Consider the following 14176-nt stretch of genomic DNA (forward strand, 5'->3'; position numbering starts at 1 on the left):
AAGCTCGCTCCCACAGGGAACTGCGTCGATCACATATCCTGTGGGAGCGAGCTTGCTCGCGATTAGGCCGGCTGGGACAACCCAAATCCTCAGGCCTTCTGTTCAAACGCCACGTAGACCTTGCGGCACGATTCCAGTACTTCCCAGGTGCCTTTGAACCCGGCCGGGATCACAAAGCGATCGCCTGCGCGCAGGGTCTTGGCGTTGCCGTCGTTGTCACGCAGCACCGAAACCCCCTGCAGGATCTCGCAGTACTCGTGTTCGGTGAAGTTCACTGTCCACTGCCCGACATCGCCTTCCCACACGCCAGCATTCAACTGCCCGCAAGGGCTGTTGTAGTGGTTGTAGACCGCTTGTTCCGGGTCGCCCTTGAGCACTTTTGCCGGGTCCGGGCGGTAGCGTTCGGCGGTGGTGTTGGCTTGGCTGAAGTCGACGACGTTCTGGATGTTCATTGTTGTTATCTCCTTTGATTACGGCGCAATGGGTGGGTGTCCGGGCAAAGTCTATGTTTATTAAAATGAACATCGCAAGGCCGTTTGCCGGTGTTATGTCAAATATATTGAAACTTCATGCGCGGCTGGTTTAGGGTGGCGGGATGCCTTGGGCCGAAAAGCAGGCTGGCCGGGCAGAATTCCTGACAGCACCCGCGAAGAGCGCGGGTGTCGTATCAATAAGAGGAGGACACTCGCATGACCACCCTGACCCGTGCCGATTGGGAACAACGTGCCCGCGACCTGAAAATCGAAGGCCGCGCCTATATCAATGGCGAATACACCGATGCCGTATCCGGCGAGACCTTCGAGTGCATCAGCCCGGTCGATGGCCGTCTGCTGGGCAAGATTGCCAGCTGTGACGCCGCCGACGCCCAGCGCGCCGTGGAAAACGCTCGCGCCACCTTCAACTCCGGTGCCTGGTCGCGCCTGGCGCCGGCAAAGCGCAAATCCACCATGATCCGTTTCGCCGGCCTGCTGAAACAGCACGCCGAAGAGCTGGCCCTGCTTGAAACCCTGGACATGGGCAAGCCGATCAGCGATTCCCTGTACATCGACGTTCCCGGCGCGGCGCAAGCCCTGAGCTGGAGCGGTGAAGCCATCGACAAGATCTACGATGAAGTCGCTGCAACCCCGCACGATCAGTTGGGCCTGGTGACCCGTGAGCCGGTGGGTGTTGTTGGTGCCATCGTGCCGTGGAACTTCCCGCTGATGATGGCGTGCTGGAAACTCGGTCCTGCGCTGTCCACCGGTAACTCGGTGATCCTCAAGCCGTCGGAAAAATCGCCGCTGACCGCCATCCGCATCGCTGAACTGGCTGTCGAAGCCGGCATCCCGAAAGGCGTGCTGAACGTGCTGCCAGGTTACGGTCACACCGTCGGCAAGGCCCTGGCCCTGCACAACGATGTCGACACCCTGGTGTTCACCGGTTCGACCAAGATCGCCAAGCAGTTGCTGATTTATTCCGGCGAGTCGAACATGAAACGCGTCTGGCTTGAAGCCGGCGGCAAGAGCCCGAACATCGTGTTCGCCGATGCGCCGAACCTGCAGGACGCTGCCGAAGCGGCTGCCGGTGCCATCGCCTTCAACCAAGGCGAAGTCTGCACCGCTGGTTCGCGTCTGCTGGTGGAGCGTTCGATCAAGGATAAATTCCTGCCGTTGGTGATCGAGGCGCTGAAAACCTGGAAGCCGGGCAACCCGCTGGATCCGGCGACCAATGTTGGCGCGCTGGTCGATACCCAGCAGATGAACACCGTGCTGTCCTACATCGAGTCCGGTCATGCCGACGGCGCCAAGCTGGTGGCCGGTGGCAAGCGTACGCTTCAGGAAACGGGCGGCACTTATGTTGAGCCGACGATTTTCGATGGTGTGAGCAACGCGATGAAAATCGCCCAGGAGGAAATCTTCGGCCCGGTACTGTCGGTCATCGCATTCGACAGCGCCGAAGAAGCCATCGCGATCGCCAACGACACGCCATACGGCCTGGCCGCTGCGGTCTGGACTGCCGACATCTCCAAGGCCCATCTCACCGCCCGCGCACTGCGTGCCGGTAGCGTGTGGGTCAACCAGTACGATGGCGGCGACATGACCGCTCCGTTCGGTGGCTTCAAGCAGTCCGGCAACGGTCGCGACAAGTCCCTGCACGCGTTTGACAAATACACCGAGCTGAAGGCGACCTGGATCAAGTTGTAAGTCAGTGACGGAGGCCTGTTGAGTACCAGGCCTCCCGAACGACACAGTTCCCTTGTGGGAGCGAGCTTGCTCGCGATAGCGGTGTAACAGTCGACTTCAATGTTGAATGTTGTACCGCTATCGCGAGCAAGCTCGCTCCCACAGTGTTTTGTGTTGTACATAAAAATATCCACAGGAGCGTGGAACATGCGTTGGGCGACTTATTTCGCCGTTTTGGCATCTGTCTTGAGTGTCGGCCTGGCCCTGGGTGTCAGCATGCCGCTGGTGTCCTTTCGTCTGGAGAGCTGGGGCTACGGCTCGTTTGCCATTGGTGTGATGGCGGCGATGCCGGCCATCGGCGTCCTGTTGGGGGCGAAAATCTCCAGCCATCTGGCGGCGCGCTTCGGCACGGCCAATCTGATGCGCTTGTGCCTGTGGGCCGGGGCGGTTTCGATCGGTTTGCTGGCGCTGTTGCCGAGCTATCCGATCTGGTTGGTGTTGCGGCTGATGATTGGGGTGATCCTGACCCTCGTATTCATCATCGGTGAAAGCTGGATCAATCAACTGGTGGTCGAGCAATGGCGCGGGCGGCTGGTGGCGCTGTATGGCAGCAGCTACGCACTGAGTCAGCTGGCGGGGCCGGTGTTGCTGGGCTTCCTTGGCACCGAGCACGATTATGGTTTTTGGGTCGGCGTCGGTTTACTGATGGCTGCTCCGTTTCTGTTGTTGGGGCGCAGTGGTGCGCCGAGCAGCGAGGCCAGCAGCGTGACCCTGCGTGATTTGCTTGAGTTTTGCCGTGGCCTGCCGGCGATTGCCTGGGCGGTGTCGCTGTTCGCCGCGTTCGAGGCGATGATTCTGACGCTGTTGCCAGTCTATTGCCTGCGCCAGGGCTTCAGCACGGAGATCGCCCTGGCGATGGTCAGTACGGTGGTGGTCGGCGATGCAGTGCTGCAATTGCCGATTGGTGCGTTGGCCGATCGCTTGTCACGCCGTTCATTGTTTACCGGCTGCGCAGTCGTCTTGCTGCTGTCGAGTCTGGCGATTCCGATGCTGATCGACACACTGCTGATCTGGCCGCTGTGGGTGTTATTCGGCGCCAGCGCTGGCGGGTTATTCACCTTGTCGTTGATCCTGATCGGCGAGCGTTATCGCGACGATGCGCTGGTGCGGGCTAACGCTCACATCGCCCAGCTGTGGGGGATTGGTTGTCTGATCGGGCCGCTGTTGGCGGGTGCCGGCAGCCAGTGGATCAGCGGTCATGCGTTGCCGTTGCTGATGGCGGTGGGGGCCTTGGGCGTATTGATCGTGGTGTCGCGGCAAGGGGCGTTTGGTACGGCTCAGCCAGCCTGATGAGCATCGGAGTACTGTGGCGAGGGAGCAAGCTCCCTCGCCACAAAAGCTCCATCACACCGCAGTTACAACATCTTCTCCAGCCCAACCGTATTGCTCAGCCACGCATTGAATCGCCGCCACGAACTACCTGGCTCCTTGGTCAGGGTGTGCATTTTTCCGTCGTCTTCGGTGGTCCAGACGATCTGATCGTTTTCCAGCTCCACCTGATAACTCAGGGCCGGCGCCATACCCTGCAGCGCCAGCTCGCGGACCCGTGCCGCCAATTCCGGGCTGTCCACCAGCACGCCGACTTCGGTGTTCCACAGTACCGAGCGTGGATCGAAATTGAATGAGCCGATAAAGGATTTCTGCTGGTCGAAGATCATCGCCTTGCTGTGCAGACTGGAGTCAGAGCCGCGATAGGAGCTGCTGGAAAACAGATGCGGCCCGCTACCGCTGCCGCCTCCCTCGCCGGGTTGGCGGCGCAGTTCGTAAAGCTTCACGCCATGCTCCAGTAGCGCTCTGCGATAGGGCGCGTAACCACCGTGTACCGCGGGAACGTCCGTGGCTTCCAGTGCATTGGTCAGCAGTTTCACCGAAACGCCGGCATCGGCGCGCCCGGTCAGGTACACCAGTCCCGGCTGGCCGGGCACGAAGTAGGCCGAGATCATGATCAGTTCTTTGCGGACGCTGTTGAGTTCAGGCGCCAGTTGCGTGGTCAGCAGCAACTGCGGGTCGGGCTCGCCCTTGGCCAGTACCTTGCTCGGCGCATCCCACAATGCCTGGTTCCAGGCCCAGATCAGCTCGCGGCGCCAGATGTCCAGGCGCGGGTGCGTGGTGAAGGTCATCAAGTGTTGGTAGAGCGCGTGATTCTGCTTGCGCGTTTGCGCCAGGGACTCTTCCAGTCGGGCGCGGGTGTTTTCCAGGTCTTGAGGTGTGGGTTTGCTCGACAGGAATTCGTCGATCGGCTTGCTCAGGGCGCTGTTCCAGTATTGGTCGAAACTGTGTCCGAGCTGCTCGGCAACCGGGCCGACACCGAGCAGGTCGATGTCAGTGAAGTTCATGTTGGGCTCGGCATCGTAATACTCGTCCCCCAGATTTCGCCCGCCGACGATGGCCATGCTGTTGTCCGCCAGCCACAACTTGTTGTGCATGCGCCGATGCTGTTGCGACAAATTGAATAGCCGGCCCACGGTGCGTGTTACGCCGGTGCTGCGGCCAAGATTCAGCGGGTTGAACACACGGATCTGGATCTGCGGGTGTGCGGCGAGGGTGGCGATGACCCGGTCCAGGCCGTCGCTGGTGGTATCGTCGAGCAGGACCCGCACCCGCACGCCCCGGTCGGCGGCCTTGAGCAGTTCCTCGATCAACATGCGCGTGCTGATGCCGTCGTGCACGATGTAGTACTGCAAGTCGAGGCTGCTTTGGGCATTGCGGATCAGTTCGGCGCGGGCGGTGAAGGCCTCGCTGCTGTCCGATAGCAGGCGAAAGCCCGATTGCCCGTTGTAGGGTGCCGCTTGCGCCTGGACCGAACGCCCGAATGCGGAGTCTGAGGCCGGCAGTGCCTGGCTCGGTTCACGCCGGACGTCGAGGCTGGAGCAACCGCCCAGGAACGCGGCGAGTAGTACAAGAGCAAGCAGGGGCTGTCTGACTCTCACGTAGGATCGTTCCGTTTGGCGGCGCAGATAGGCATATGGACGCTGATTCCCGAAGAAAAGTCAGTCGCTGAGCTGATCGGTTTCCGCCAGCAGCTTGATCGCTGTCGCACCGACCTTGCGCACCGCGTCTTCGATCTGCGGTGTCGGCTTGGCAGCGTAGTTCATGCGCAGGCAATTGCGGTACTTGCCGGAGGCGGAAAAGATGCTGCCCACGGCAATCTGTACGCCCAGGTCGTGCAAGGCACGATTCAGTTTCAACGTATCGAAACCTTCCGGCAGTTCGACCCACAGCATGAAGCTGCCTTGCGGGCGACTGGCACGGGTGCCGGCCGGGAAGTAGCGGGTTACCCAATCGATCATCATGTCGCGATTACGCTGGTATTGCGTGCGCATCCGCCGCAAATGCGGTTCGAAGTGCCCGCCCTTGAGGAATTCGGCAATGGCGATCTGCGGTTGTGGCGCGGTTGAGCCGGTGCTGATGTATTTCATGTGCAGCACCCGTTCCAGATACCGGCCCGGCGCGACCCAGCCAATGCGCAGGCCTGGCGCCAGGGTCTTGGAAAACGAACTGCACAACAGGACGCGACCGTCCTCGTCGAAGGACTTGATCGTGCGCGGGCGCGGATAGGTGTAGGCCAGCTCGCCATACACATCGTCCTCGATGATCGCCACGTCAAAGCGCTGCGCAAGCGTCAACAACGCGCGTTTGCGCGACTCCGGCATGATGTAGCCCAGCGGGTTGTTGCAGTTGGGGGTCAACTGTATGACCTTGATCGGCCATTGCTCCAGGGCCAGCTCCAGCGCTTCGAGGCTGATACCGGTCAGCGGATCGGTGGGGATTTCTAGGGCTTTCATGCCCAGGCCCTTGAGGGTCTGCATGGCGCCGTGGAAGCTCGGCGAGTCCACCGCCACAATGTCCCCCGGCTCGCAAATCGCGCGAACGCTGGTGGACAGCGCTTCATGGCATCCAGTGGTGACCACCAGATCGCTGGCACTCAACTGGCAGCCGGAATCGAGCATCAGGCGAGCGATTTGTTCGCGCAGTTCGAGGTTGCCGTGGATGTTGTCGTAATACAAACCGGGCATGTCCTGCCGCCGGCTGATTCGCGCCAGGTCGCGCAGCAGCGGCTTCATGGTCGGGCTGGTGATGTCCGGCATACCGCGGCCCAGCTGCACCACGTCTTTGCGCGGCACGGCGCGAATCAACTCCAGCACCTGGTCCCATTGGGAAATGTCCACCGGGCGCTGGGCCGGGCGACCGACTGCGGGTAAATCCGGCAGTTCGCGGCTGGCGGGAACAAAGTACCCGGACTTGGGCCGCGGCGTGGCCAACCCGCTGTCTTCCAGCACCCGATAGGCCTGCTGCACCGTGCTCAGGCTGACGCCGTGCTCGACGCTCAGCGCCCTTACCGAGGGCAGCCGGTCACCGGGGCGATAGAAGCCCTGTTCGATACGCGTGCCGAGCAATTCGGCGAGATTGACGTAAAGGGTCATGGTGCAGCCTCGACAGGTGTGATTCGGTTGACCAGTACAGATCGAGCGAAAAATCGGGATTCAGTGACGGAATCGGCAAAACTGTATGGAGTTAATACAGTTGCTTTGAATCTGTAATGCTTTTGCTCACCCACGCATCATGGAACCTCTGGCTACCCAAGTAAACAGGAGCACCCAAGATGAACGGTTTGAGCGATGTGCGGCTGACGTTACACAGTCAGGAACTGGCGGCAGGGCAGAACAACGGCACGCGGGAGGCGAGCATGCGCGATGCGGTGTCCGGCCAGAATCGTTGGGATCTGTTCTGGCGTCGGCTGCATACGCGCAAGGCGTTGCTGGCGCTGACGACTGACCAGCTCAAGGATATCGGGCTGACGCGGGAGCAGGCGCTGGAGGAGGGGCTGAAGCCTTTCTGGCGGATCTGAAATTTGCAGTGTTCTTTCGGGCCTCTTCGCTGGCAAGCCAGCTCCCACAGGTTTCGGTGGTGAACACAAATCTTGTGAACACCAGTAATTCCTGTGGGAGCTGGCTTGCCAGCGAGGCGTCAGTTCTGATGCCGCCAATCCTTCACACCAACTCTTTAAGGCGATGCCACAACATCCCCAACGCCAGTAACGGCGAGCGCAAATGCCTGCCGCCGGGAAAGGTGATGTGTGGCACCTTGGCAAACAGATCGAAGCCGCCACTGTGCTGACCGCTGATGGCTTCGGCCAGCAGCTTGCCGGCGAGGTGCGTCGCATTCACGCCATGACCGGAATAGGCTTGGGCGTAATACACGTTCGGCTGGTCCTTGAGTCGTCCGATCTGCGGCAGGCGGTTGGCGCCGATGCCGATCATGCCACCCCATTGATAGTCGATCTTCACCCCAGACAGTTGCGGGAAGACCTCCAGCATTTTCGGACGCATGTACGCGGCGATGTCTTTCGGGTCGCGTCCGGAGTAATGGCAGGCGCCGCCGAACAGCAGGCGCCGGTCAGCCGAAAGCCGGTAGTAGTCCAGGGCCACCCGCTGGTCACAGACCGCCATGTTCTGCGGCAACAAGGCGTGGGCCTGTTCTTCGCTCAGGGGTTCGGTGGCGATGATGTAGCTGCCGGCGGGCAGGACTTTGCCGCTCAGTTGCGGGTTGAGGTTGTTGAGGTAGGCATTGCAGCCCAGCACCAGGGTTTTGGCGCGCACCACACCCTCGGCGGTATGCACCTTGACCTCGGGGCCATAATCGATGCGCGTCACGGCCGATTGCTCGAACAGTCGGACCCCCAGCCGTTGTACCGCTGCGGCTTCGCCCAAGGCCAGGTTCAGCGGATGCAGGTGCCCCGAACCCATGTCGATCAGGCCGCCGACGTAACGCGTGGAGCCGACCACGGTGTGCATCTCGTGGACTTGCAGCAATCGTGTCTCGAAGCGATAACCGAGACCGCGCAGTTCTTCGGCATCCTCGGCGAAACCTTCAAGGTCGCGGGGTTTGTTGGCGAGGTCGCAGTAGCCCCAGGTCAGGTCGCAGGGGATCTGGAAGCGCTCGACCCGTTGCCGGACGATTTCCACGGCTTCCAGGCCCATGAGTTTCATTTGCCGCACGCCTTCGACACCGATGACGTTGGTGAACTGATCGAGGCCGTGGCCGACGCCGCGAATCAGCTGCCCGCCATTGCGTCCACTGGCGCCCCAGCCGATTCTGTGGGCTTCGAGCAACACCACGCTGAGGCCGCGTTCGGCCAGCTCAAGCGCCGTGTTCAACCCCGAGAACCCCCCACCCACCACGCAGACATCCGCCAGCACTTCGCCTTTGAGCGCAGGGTGCTCGGGCTGCGGCAGGCTGCTGGCGGCGTAGTAGGAGGCGGTGTGGTTCGCAGCAGGCTGTTGAGCACGGGCAATCATGTGCGTGATCCTGATTCTGATGTTTAGAAAATTTGACGGAGCATAAGCCGGACCTTCCCGGGCGGGCAACATTGGTCGGTTGGTGCTGTCTGGATCGGGGCTTTTGCGTCAGAATCCCGTTCTATTCCGCTATCGGTCACCGCTGCAATGAGCTGCAACAGCCAGACAATCCGCACCTTGCGCCAGCAGATTCCCTCGTTCGAGTGCGTTCCCGGCTGCCATGACTGCTGCGGGCCGGTGACCACCTCGCCCGAAGAAATGTCACGCCTGCCGCGCAAGACCCGTGCCGAGCAGGATGCCGCGATGGAAGAGCTCAACTGTGTGCATCTGGGGCCAAACGGCTGCACCGTGTATGACGAGCGGCCGCTGATCTGCCGGTTGTTCGGCACCACCAGGACATTGCCGTGCCCCAATGGCCGCGGTCCGGTGGAGCTGATTCATCCGAGGGTGGAGAAGCAGGTGTTCGAGTACATGGCTTCGAACCGACAGGTGCTGGTCTGACCATCCCGTAAATCAGTTCACCGAGTCGACCCCATCGCGGGCAAGCCCGCTCCCACAGGATCACCACTGTACCTGTGGGCGCGGGCTTGCCCGCGATGGGGCCGGTTCTGCCACCGCAAATTTCAATCCGGAATCGGCAGGGTCAAACTCTCCTTCACCTCTTCCATCACGATATAACTCTTGGACTCGCGCACATGGGGCAGCTTGAGCAGGATGTCGCCCAGCAACTTGCGGTACGAGGCCATCTCGGAAATCCGCGCCTTCACCAGGTAGTCGAAATCCCCTGATACCAAGTGACACTCCAGTACATGGGGCAATTTCAGCACCGCACGTCGGAACTCTTCGAAAGTATCACCGGATTTGTAATCCAGGCTGATCTCGACGAACACCAGCAGACTACCCTTCAGATGCTGGGGATTGAGCCTGGCGTTGTAGCCCATGATGATCCCTTCGCGCTCCAGACGCCGGACCCGCTCAGTACAGGGCGTGGTCGAGAGCCCGACTTTTTCCCCAAGCTCCGTGAAAGAAATGCGCCCGTCCGCTTGCAGGATCCGCAAGATATTGCGGTCGATCTTGTCCAGCTCACGTTTGGTCTGAGTGTTGGTACGCATAGGGGATGCGCCTCCGTGAAAAGGGTTTTTGCCGAGAATTGTCGCCAAATATAGGCGTTTATATAGTGAAAAGCACTGGCAAATCTTTTTTACACTGCGCGCATCTGCAGCTCTGAACAACAAACGTCAGCGGTTCGCCGCGATGAGGGATATGAAAATGCGCGTCATGGTCTTGGGTAGCGGCGTCATCGGTACCACCAGTGCTTATTATCTGGCCCGTGCCGGGTTTGAAGTGGTGGTCGTGGACCGGCAGCCGGCTGCTGCCATGGAGACCAGTTTCGCCAACGCAGGCCAGGTCTCGCCGGGTTATGCCTCGCCGTGGGCCGCGCCGGGCGTGCCGCTCAAGGCCATCAAGTGGCTGTTGCAGCGCCACGCGCCGCTGGCGATCAAGGCCACTGCCGACATCGACCAGTACCTGTGGATGGCACAGATGCTGCGCAACTGCACCGCCAGCCGTTACGCGGTGAACAAGGAGCGCATGGTCCGTCTGTCCGAGTACAGCCGTGACTGCCTCGATGAACTGCGCGCCGAAACCGGCATCGCCTACGAAGGCCGTAGCCTCGGTACCACCCAACTGTTCCGCACCCAGGCGCAACTGGACGGCGCCGCGAAAGACATCGCCGTGTTGAAAGAGTCCGGCGTGCCGTTCGAGCTGCTCGACCGCGACGGCATTGCCCGCGTTGAGCCGGCGCTGGCCAGCGTCACCGACATCCTCGCCGGTGCCCTGCGCCTGCCGAACGACCAGACTGGCGACTGCCAGATGTTCACCACCAAGCTCGCCGAGATGGCCGCCAACCTCGGCGTGCAATTCCGTTTCGGTCAGGACATTCAGCGCCTCGACTTCGCCGGTGACCGCATCAACGGTGTGTGGATCGACGGCAAGCTGGAAACCGCCGACCGCTACGTGCTGGCTCTGGGCAGCTACTCGCCGCAGTTGCTCAAGCCGCTGGGGATCAAGGCGCCGGTGTACCCGCTCAAGGGCTACTCCCTGACCGTGCCGATCACCAACCCGGCGATGGCCCCGACCTCGACCATTCTCGACGAGACCTACAAGGTTGCGATCACCCGTTTCGACAACCGCATCCGCGTCGGCGGCATGGCTGAAATCGCCGGTTTTGACCTGTCGCTGAACCCGCGCCGACGCGAAACCCTGGAGATGATCGTCAACGATCTTTATCCTCAGGGCGGCGATCTGGCCCAGGCTGATTTCTGGACCGGCCTGCGTCCGACCACCCCGGACGGCACCCCGATTGTCGGCGCCACCCCGTTCAAGAACCTGTTTCTGAATACCGGTCACGGCACGCTCGGCTGGACCATGGCCTGTGGCTCCGGTCGCTTGCTGGCTGACCTGATGGCGAAGAAAAAGCCGCAGATCAGCGCCGAAGGCCTCGATATTTCCCGTTATGGCAGCAAAACCCAGGAGTCTGCAAAGCATGTCAGTCCAGCGCCAGCTCACCAATGAGCGCATGAGTCAGATCGTTACCCATAACGGCACGGTGTACCTGGCCGGGCAAGTTGGCGACGACTTCAACGCCGGGATTGAACAGCAGACCCGCGACGTGCTCGCCAATATCGAACGCTTGCTCGATCTGGCCGGGACTGACAAACAGAATCTGCTGTCGGCGACGATCTATCTGAACGACATCGAGGCGCACTTTGCCGGCATGAATTCGGTGTGGGACCAGTGGCTGCCAAAAGGCAGCGCCCCGGCCCGTGCCACCGTCGAAGCGAAGATGGCCAAGCCGAGTATCCTGGTCGAGATCTCCATCGTCGCCGCGTTGCCGTAGGTTTTAACGATCCCTCTCCCGGTGCTGTTGGCGGTTCACGCTACCAGCCAGCACCGGTTTTTCTTCCCGATAACCCGACCAGAAGTCTGCCGCCATGCGTCCTGCCCGTGCCCTGATCGACCTTCAAGCCCTGCGCAACAACTATCGAATCGCCCGTGAACTCACGGGGGCCAAAGCCCTCGCGGTGATCAAGGCCGATGCCTATGGCCATGGCGCGGTGCGTTGCGCCCAGGCGCTGGAAGCCGAGGCGGACGGGTTTGCCGTGGCCTGCATCGAAGAGGCGCTGGAGCTGCGAGCGGCGGGCATCCGTGCGCCGGTGCTGCTGCTGGAAGGTTTTTTCGAAGCCGATGAGCTGGCGCTGATCGTCGAGCATGATTTCTGGTGCGTGGTGCATTCGCTGTGGCAGCTCGAAGCCATCGAAAAAGCCTCGTTGAGCAAACCGATCACCGTGTGGTTGAAACTCGATTCGGGCATGCACCGCGTTGGGCTGCACCCGGCGGATTATCAGGCGGCCTATCAACGGCTGCTGGCCTGCGGCAAGGTCGCGAAAGTCGTGCTGATGAGCCACTTTGCGCGTGCCGATGAACTGCACGAACAGGCAAGCAGCGAACAGGTGGCGGTGTTTGAAGCCGCGCGCAAGGGCTTGTCCGCAGAGGTCAGCCTGCGCAACTCGCCGGCGGTGCTCGGTTGGCCGCAGATTCTCAGCGACTGGGTGCGCCCCGGCATCATGCTCTATGGCGCCACGCCGTTCGAAGAGGCCAATGAAGTGGCCTCGCGCCTGCAACCAGTGATGACCCTGGAGTCGAAAGTGATCAGCGTCCGCGAGCTGCCGGCTGGCGAGCCGGTCGGTTACGGTGCCAAATTCATCACCCCTAAACCGATGCGCATAGGGGTCGTGGCCATGGGTTATGCCGACGGCTACCCGCGTCTGGCACCGACCGGCACGCCGGTGCTGGTTGCCGGGCAGCGTAGCCAACTGATCGGTCGGGTATCGATGGACATGCTCTGCATCGACCTGACCGATGTGCCGCAGGCCGGCCTGGGTTCGACCGTCGAGTTGTGGGGCAAAAACATCCTGGCCAGTGATGTCGCCATGGCCGCCGGGACGATTCCTTATCAGATTTTCTGCAACCTGCGCCGGGTGCCACTGCTCTATTCCGGGGCTTAGTGCGCAAGGCTCGAGACCGGAAGTCGCCTCGCTGAGCAGGATTCAGGTCAAGGTGTTGTAAATACTGAACGCTGTCGCCATGATAACGCTCACTATTCCAACAATCTGAATCCTGGAGGCGCAAGCTTTGGACGTCGGTGAACGACTGCAATCCATCCGTAGGCTCAAAGGCCTTTCCCAGCGTGAGCTCGCCAAACGGGCGGGTGTCACCAACAGCACCATTTCGATGATCGAAAAGAACAGCGTGAGCCCTTCGATCAGTTCGCTGCGCAAAGTGCTGGGCGGGATTCCCATGTCCATGGTCGAGTTCTTTTCCGAAGAAATCCTGCAGGAAAAACCGACCCAGATCGTCTACAAGGCCAACGAGCTGATCGACATTTCCGATGGCGCCGTAACCATGAAACTGGTCGGCCGGGCGCATCCGAGCCGCGCCATCGCATTCCTCAACGAAATCTACCCGCCAGGCGCCGACACCGGTGACGAGATGCTCACCCATGAGGGCGAGGAGACCGGCATCCTGGTCGAAGGAAAACTGGAACTGGTGGTCGGTCTCGAAACTTTTGTCCTCGAAGCTGGCGATAGCTACTACTTTGAAAGTACCAAGCCACACCGTTTCCGGAATCCGTTCGATGCGCCTGCGCGACTAATCAGCGCAGCCACACCGGCGAATTTCTAAGAAAAGAGGCGTCCTGCCAGCATCACAGAGGCGCCCGGGCCGTTTTTCCGCCGCAGCCTAAGACCCTTGCGACTTTGGGGTTGTTTCAGTGCGACGGGCTTACCGCTATACTTGCGCCCGCCTGCGAACCGTGGCCGTAGGCGTGACTAGCCACCATTGAGGGTGAACGCGTGAACCTAATTATGAAAATGCTGGCTGCACCAGCAACCGTATTGGCCCTATGGGCTGTCAGTGTCAGCGCTCAAGCTGCGACCAACGACGATATTGCCAAACGCCTTGAGCCAGTAGGCCAGGTTTGTGTTCAGGGTAAAGAGTGCAAGGGCATGGAAGTCGCCGCTTCCGCCGGCGGCGGTGGCGGTGCGAAAACCCCGGACGAAGTGATTGCAAAACATTGCAACGCTTGCCACGGTTCAGGCCTGTTGGGCGCACCGAAAATTGGTGATGCCGCTGCCTGGAAAGAGCGTGCCGACCACCAGGGCGGCCTCGACGGCATCCTGGCCAAGGCCATTACCGGTGTTAACTCGATGCCGCCTAAAGGCACCTGCGCCGACTGCTCCGATGCCGAGCTCAAAGGCGCCATCCAGAAGATGTCCGGCCTGAAATAAGCCAGAATCTTGCTGCTGAAAAGCCGCTTTCGAGCGGCTTTTTTGTGCCCGCCGTTTCAACGAACACCACCGCCCACCTGTAGGAGCGAGCCCGCTCGCGATGGTCGCCAACGATAACGCGGCGAACCTGATACCCCACGGCGTCTGTGAATCCATCGCGAGCAAGCTCGCTCCCACAGTTTGGACTGCACCCCAAAAGCTGGACACCAATCCTGACTTTTGGCGGTGTTTCCATGGGCAAGTTTTCGCTTCAGTTCAAAATTACGGCCATTGAGGCTTATATCAACGGCAATGTAGGTTTTCGCAA

The 14176-nt window shown here is 60.8% G+C and carries 14 protein-coding genes; 9 read left to right on the plus strand and 5 right to left on the minus strand.

Features of this window, described 5'->3' with window-relative positions; all coding sequences use genetic code 11:
• Positions 1-89 precede the first annotated feature (89 nt).
• Positions 90-452, minus strand: a complete 363-nt coding sequence (locus EI969_RS06570) for a cupin domain-containing protein (RefSeq protein WP_160386692.1) — start codon at positions 450-452, stop codon at positions 90-92.
• Positions 453-689: 237 nt separating this feature from the next.
• Between EI969_RS06570 and EI969_RS06575 the strand changes: the two genes are divergently transcribed.
• Together EI969_RS06575 and EI969_RS06580 are read left to right on the plus strand one after the other, a co-directional pair.
• Positions 690-2183 (plus strand): aldehyde dehydrogenase, encoded by a 1494-nt coding sequence (locus EI969_RS06575; RefSeq protein ID WP_150716215.1) that lies wholly within the window; start codon positions 690-692, stop codon positions 2181-2183.
• A gap of 186 nt (positions 2184-2369) precedes the next feature.
• On the plus strand, positions 2370-3512 hold the full coding sequence (locus tag EI969_RS06580; RefSeq protein ID WP_160386694.1) for an MFS transporter: 1143 nt from the start codon (positions 2370-2372) through the stop codon (positions 3510-3512).
• Positions 3513-3577: 65 nt separating this feature from the next.
• Here the strand turns inward: EI969_RS06580 and EI969_RS06585 are convergent, their stop codons facing one another.
• Positions 3578-5152 (minus strand): phospholipase D family protein, encoded by a 1575-nt coding sequence (locus EI969_RS06585; protein WP_160386696.1) that lies wholly within the window; start codon positions 5150-5152, stop codon positions 3578-3580.
• Positions 5153-5212: 60 nt separating this feature from the next.
• The gene (locus EI969_RS06590) at positions 5213-6646 is read right to left on the minus strand and encodes a PLP-dependent aminotransferase family protein (protein ID WP_160386698.1); all 1434 of its coding nucleotides are present in this window, start codon (positions 6644-6646) and stop codon (positions 5213-5215) included.
• A gap of 179 nt (positions 6647-6825) precedes the next feature.
• On the opposite strand from EI969_RS06590, the gene EI969_RS06595 reads away from it, so the two are divergent.
• Positions 6826-7071, plus strand: coding sequence for a DUF1127 domain-containing protein (locus tag EI969_RS06595; protein WP_160386700.1), 246 nt, complete (start codon positions 6826-6828; stop codon positions 7069-7071).
• A 142-nt stretch (positions 7072-7213) separates the two neighbouring features.
• Here the strand turns inward: EI969_RS06595 and EI969_RS06600 are convergent, their stop codons facing one another.
• The gene (locus EI969_RS06600; RefSeq protein WP_160386702.1) at positions 7214-8521 is read right to left on the minus strand and encodes an FAD-binding oxidoreductase; all 1308 of its coding nucleotides are present in this window, start codon (positions 8519-8521) and stop codon (positions 7214-7216) included.
• Between the two features lie 147 nt (positions 8522-8668).
• On the opposite strand from EI969_RS06600, the gene EI969_RS06605 reads away from it, so the two are divergent.
• A complete protein-coding gene (locus EI969_RS06605; protein WP_150716221.1) occupies positions 8669-9022 on the plus strand; it encodes a YkgJ family cysteine cluster protein in 354 nt (117 codons plus the stop codon).
• 122 nt (positions 9023-9144) lie between these two features.
• Here EI969_RS06605 and EI969_RS06610 read toward each other — a convergent pair whose 3' ends face one another.
• Positions 9145-9633, minus strand: a complete 489-nt coding sequence (locus tag EI969_RS06610) for an Lrp/AsnC ligand binding domain-containing protein (RefSeq protein ID WP_007975155.1) — start codon at positions 9631-9633, stop codon at positions 9145-9147.
• 157 nt (positions 9634-9790) lie between these two features.
• On the opposite strand from EI969_RS06610, the gene dadA reads away from it, so the two are divergent.
• The 5 genes from dadA (at position 9791) to EI969_RS06635 (ending at position 13869) form a co-directional block, all read left to right on the plus strand.
• The gene (dadA, locus tag EI969_RS06615; protein ID WP_160386704.1) at positions 9791-11095 is read left to right on the plus strand and encodes a D-amino acid dehydrogenase; all 1305 of its coding nucleotides are present in this window, start codon (positions 9791-9793) and stop codon (positions 11093-11095) included.
• On the plus strand, positions 11067-11420 hold the full coding sequence (locus EI969_RS06620) for a RidA family protein (protein ID WP_160386706.1): 354 nt from the start codon (positions 11067-11069) through the stop codon (positions 11418-11420). Before dadA ends, EI969_RS06620 begins: the two co-directional genes overlap by 29 nt.
• 94 nt (positions 11421-11514) lie before the next feature.
• Positions 11515-12588 (plus strand): alanine racemase, encoded by a 1074-nt coding sequence (gene alr, locus EI969_RS06625; RefSeq protein ID WP_160386707.1) that lies wholly within the window; start codon positions 11515-11517, stop codon positions 12586-12588.
• A gap of 127 nt (positions 12589-12715) precedes the next feature.
• Positions 12716-13264, plus strand: coding sequence for a cupin domain-containing protein (locus EI969_RS06630; protein ID WP_007975150.1), 549 nt, complete (start codon positions 12716-12718; stop codon positions 13262-13264).
• A gap of 182 nt (positions 13265-13446) precedes the next feature.
• On the plus strand, positions 13447-13869 hold the full coding sequence (locus tag EI969_RS06635) for a cytochrome c5 family protein (protein WP_160386709.1): 423 nt from the start codon (positions 13447-13449) through the stop codon (positions 13867-13869).
• Positions 13870-14176 lie beyond the last annotated feature (307 nt).

Origin of the sequence: Pseudomonas sp. PB101 (assembly GCF_009764265.1) — a bacterium.
In the GTDB taxonomy this organism is placed as follows: Bacteria; Pseudomonadota; Gammaproteobacteria; order Pseudomonadales; family Pseudomonadaceae; genus Aquipseudomonas.

Coding starts and splice junctions, on each gene's coding strand:
- EI969_RS06570 (WP_160386692.1), bottom strand. CDS start 452: ATGAACATCCAGAACGTCGTCGACTTCAGCCAAGCCAACACCACCGCC.
- EI969_RS06575 (WP_150716215.1), top strand. CDS start 690: ATGACCACCCTGACCCGTGCCGATTGGGAACAACGTGCCCGCGACCTG.
- EI969_RS06580 (WP_160386694.1), top strand. CDS start 2,370: ATGCGTTGGGCGACTTATTTCGCCGTTTTGGCATCTGTCTTGAGTGTC.
- EI969_RS06590 (WP_160386698.1), bottom strand. CDS start 6,646: ATGACCCTTTACGTCAATCTCGCCGAATTGCTCGGCACGCGTATCGAA.
- EI969_RS06595 (WP_160386700.1), top strand. CDS start 6,826: ATGAACGGTTTGAGCGATGTGCGGCTGACGTTACACAGTCAGGAACTG.
- EI969_RS06600 (WP_160386702.1), bottom strand. CDS start 8,521: ATGATTGCCCGTGCTCAACAGCCTGCTGCGAACCACACCGCCTCCTAC.
- EI969_RS06605 (WP_150716221.1), top strand. CDS start 8,669: ATGAGCTGCAACAGCCAGACAATCCGCACCTTGCGCCAGCAGATTCCC.
- EI969_RS06610 (WP_007975155.1), bottom strand. CDS start 9,633: ATGCGTACCAACACTCAGACCAAACGTGAGCTGGACAAGATCGACCGC.
- dadA (WP_160386704.1), top strand. CDS start 9,791: ATGCGCGTCATGGTCTTGGGTAGCGGCGTCATCGGTACCACCAGTGCT.
- EI969_RS06620 (WP_160386706.1), top strand. CDS start 11,067: ATGTCAGTCCAGCGCCAGCTCACCAATGAGCGCATGAGTCAGATCGTT.
- alr (WP_160386707.1), top strand. CDS start 11,515: ATGCGTCCTGCCCGTGCCCTGATCGACCTTCAAGCCCTGCGCAACAAC.
- EI969_RS06635 (WP_160386709.1), top strand. CDS start 13,447: ATGAAAATGCTGGCTGCACCAGCAACCGTATTGGCCCTATGGGCTGTC.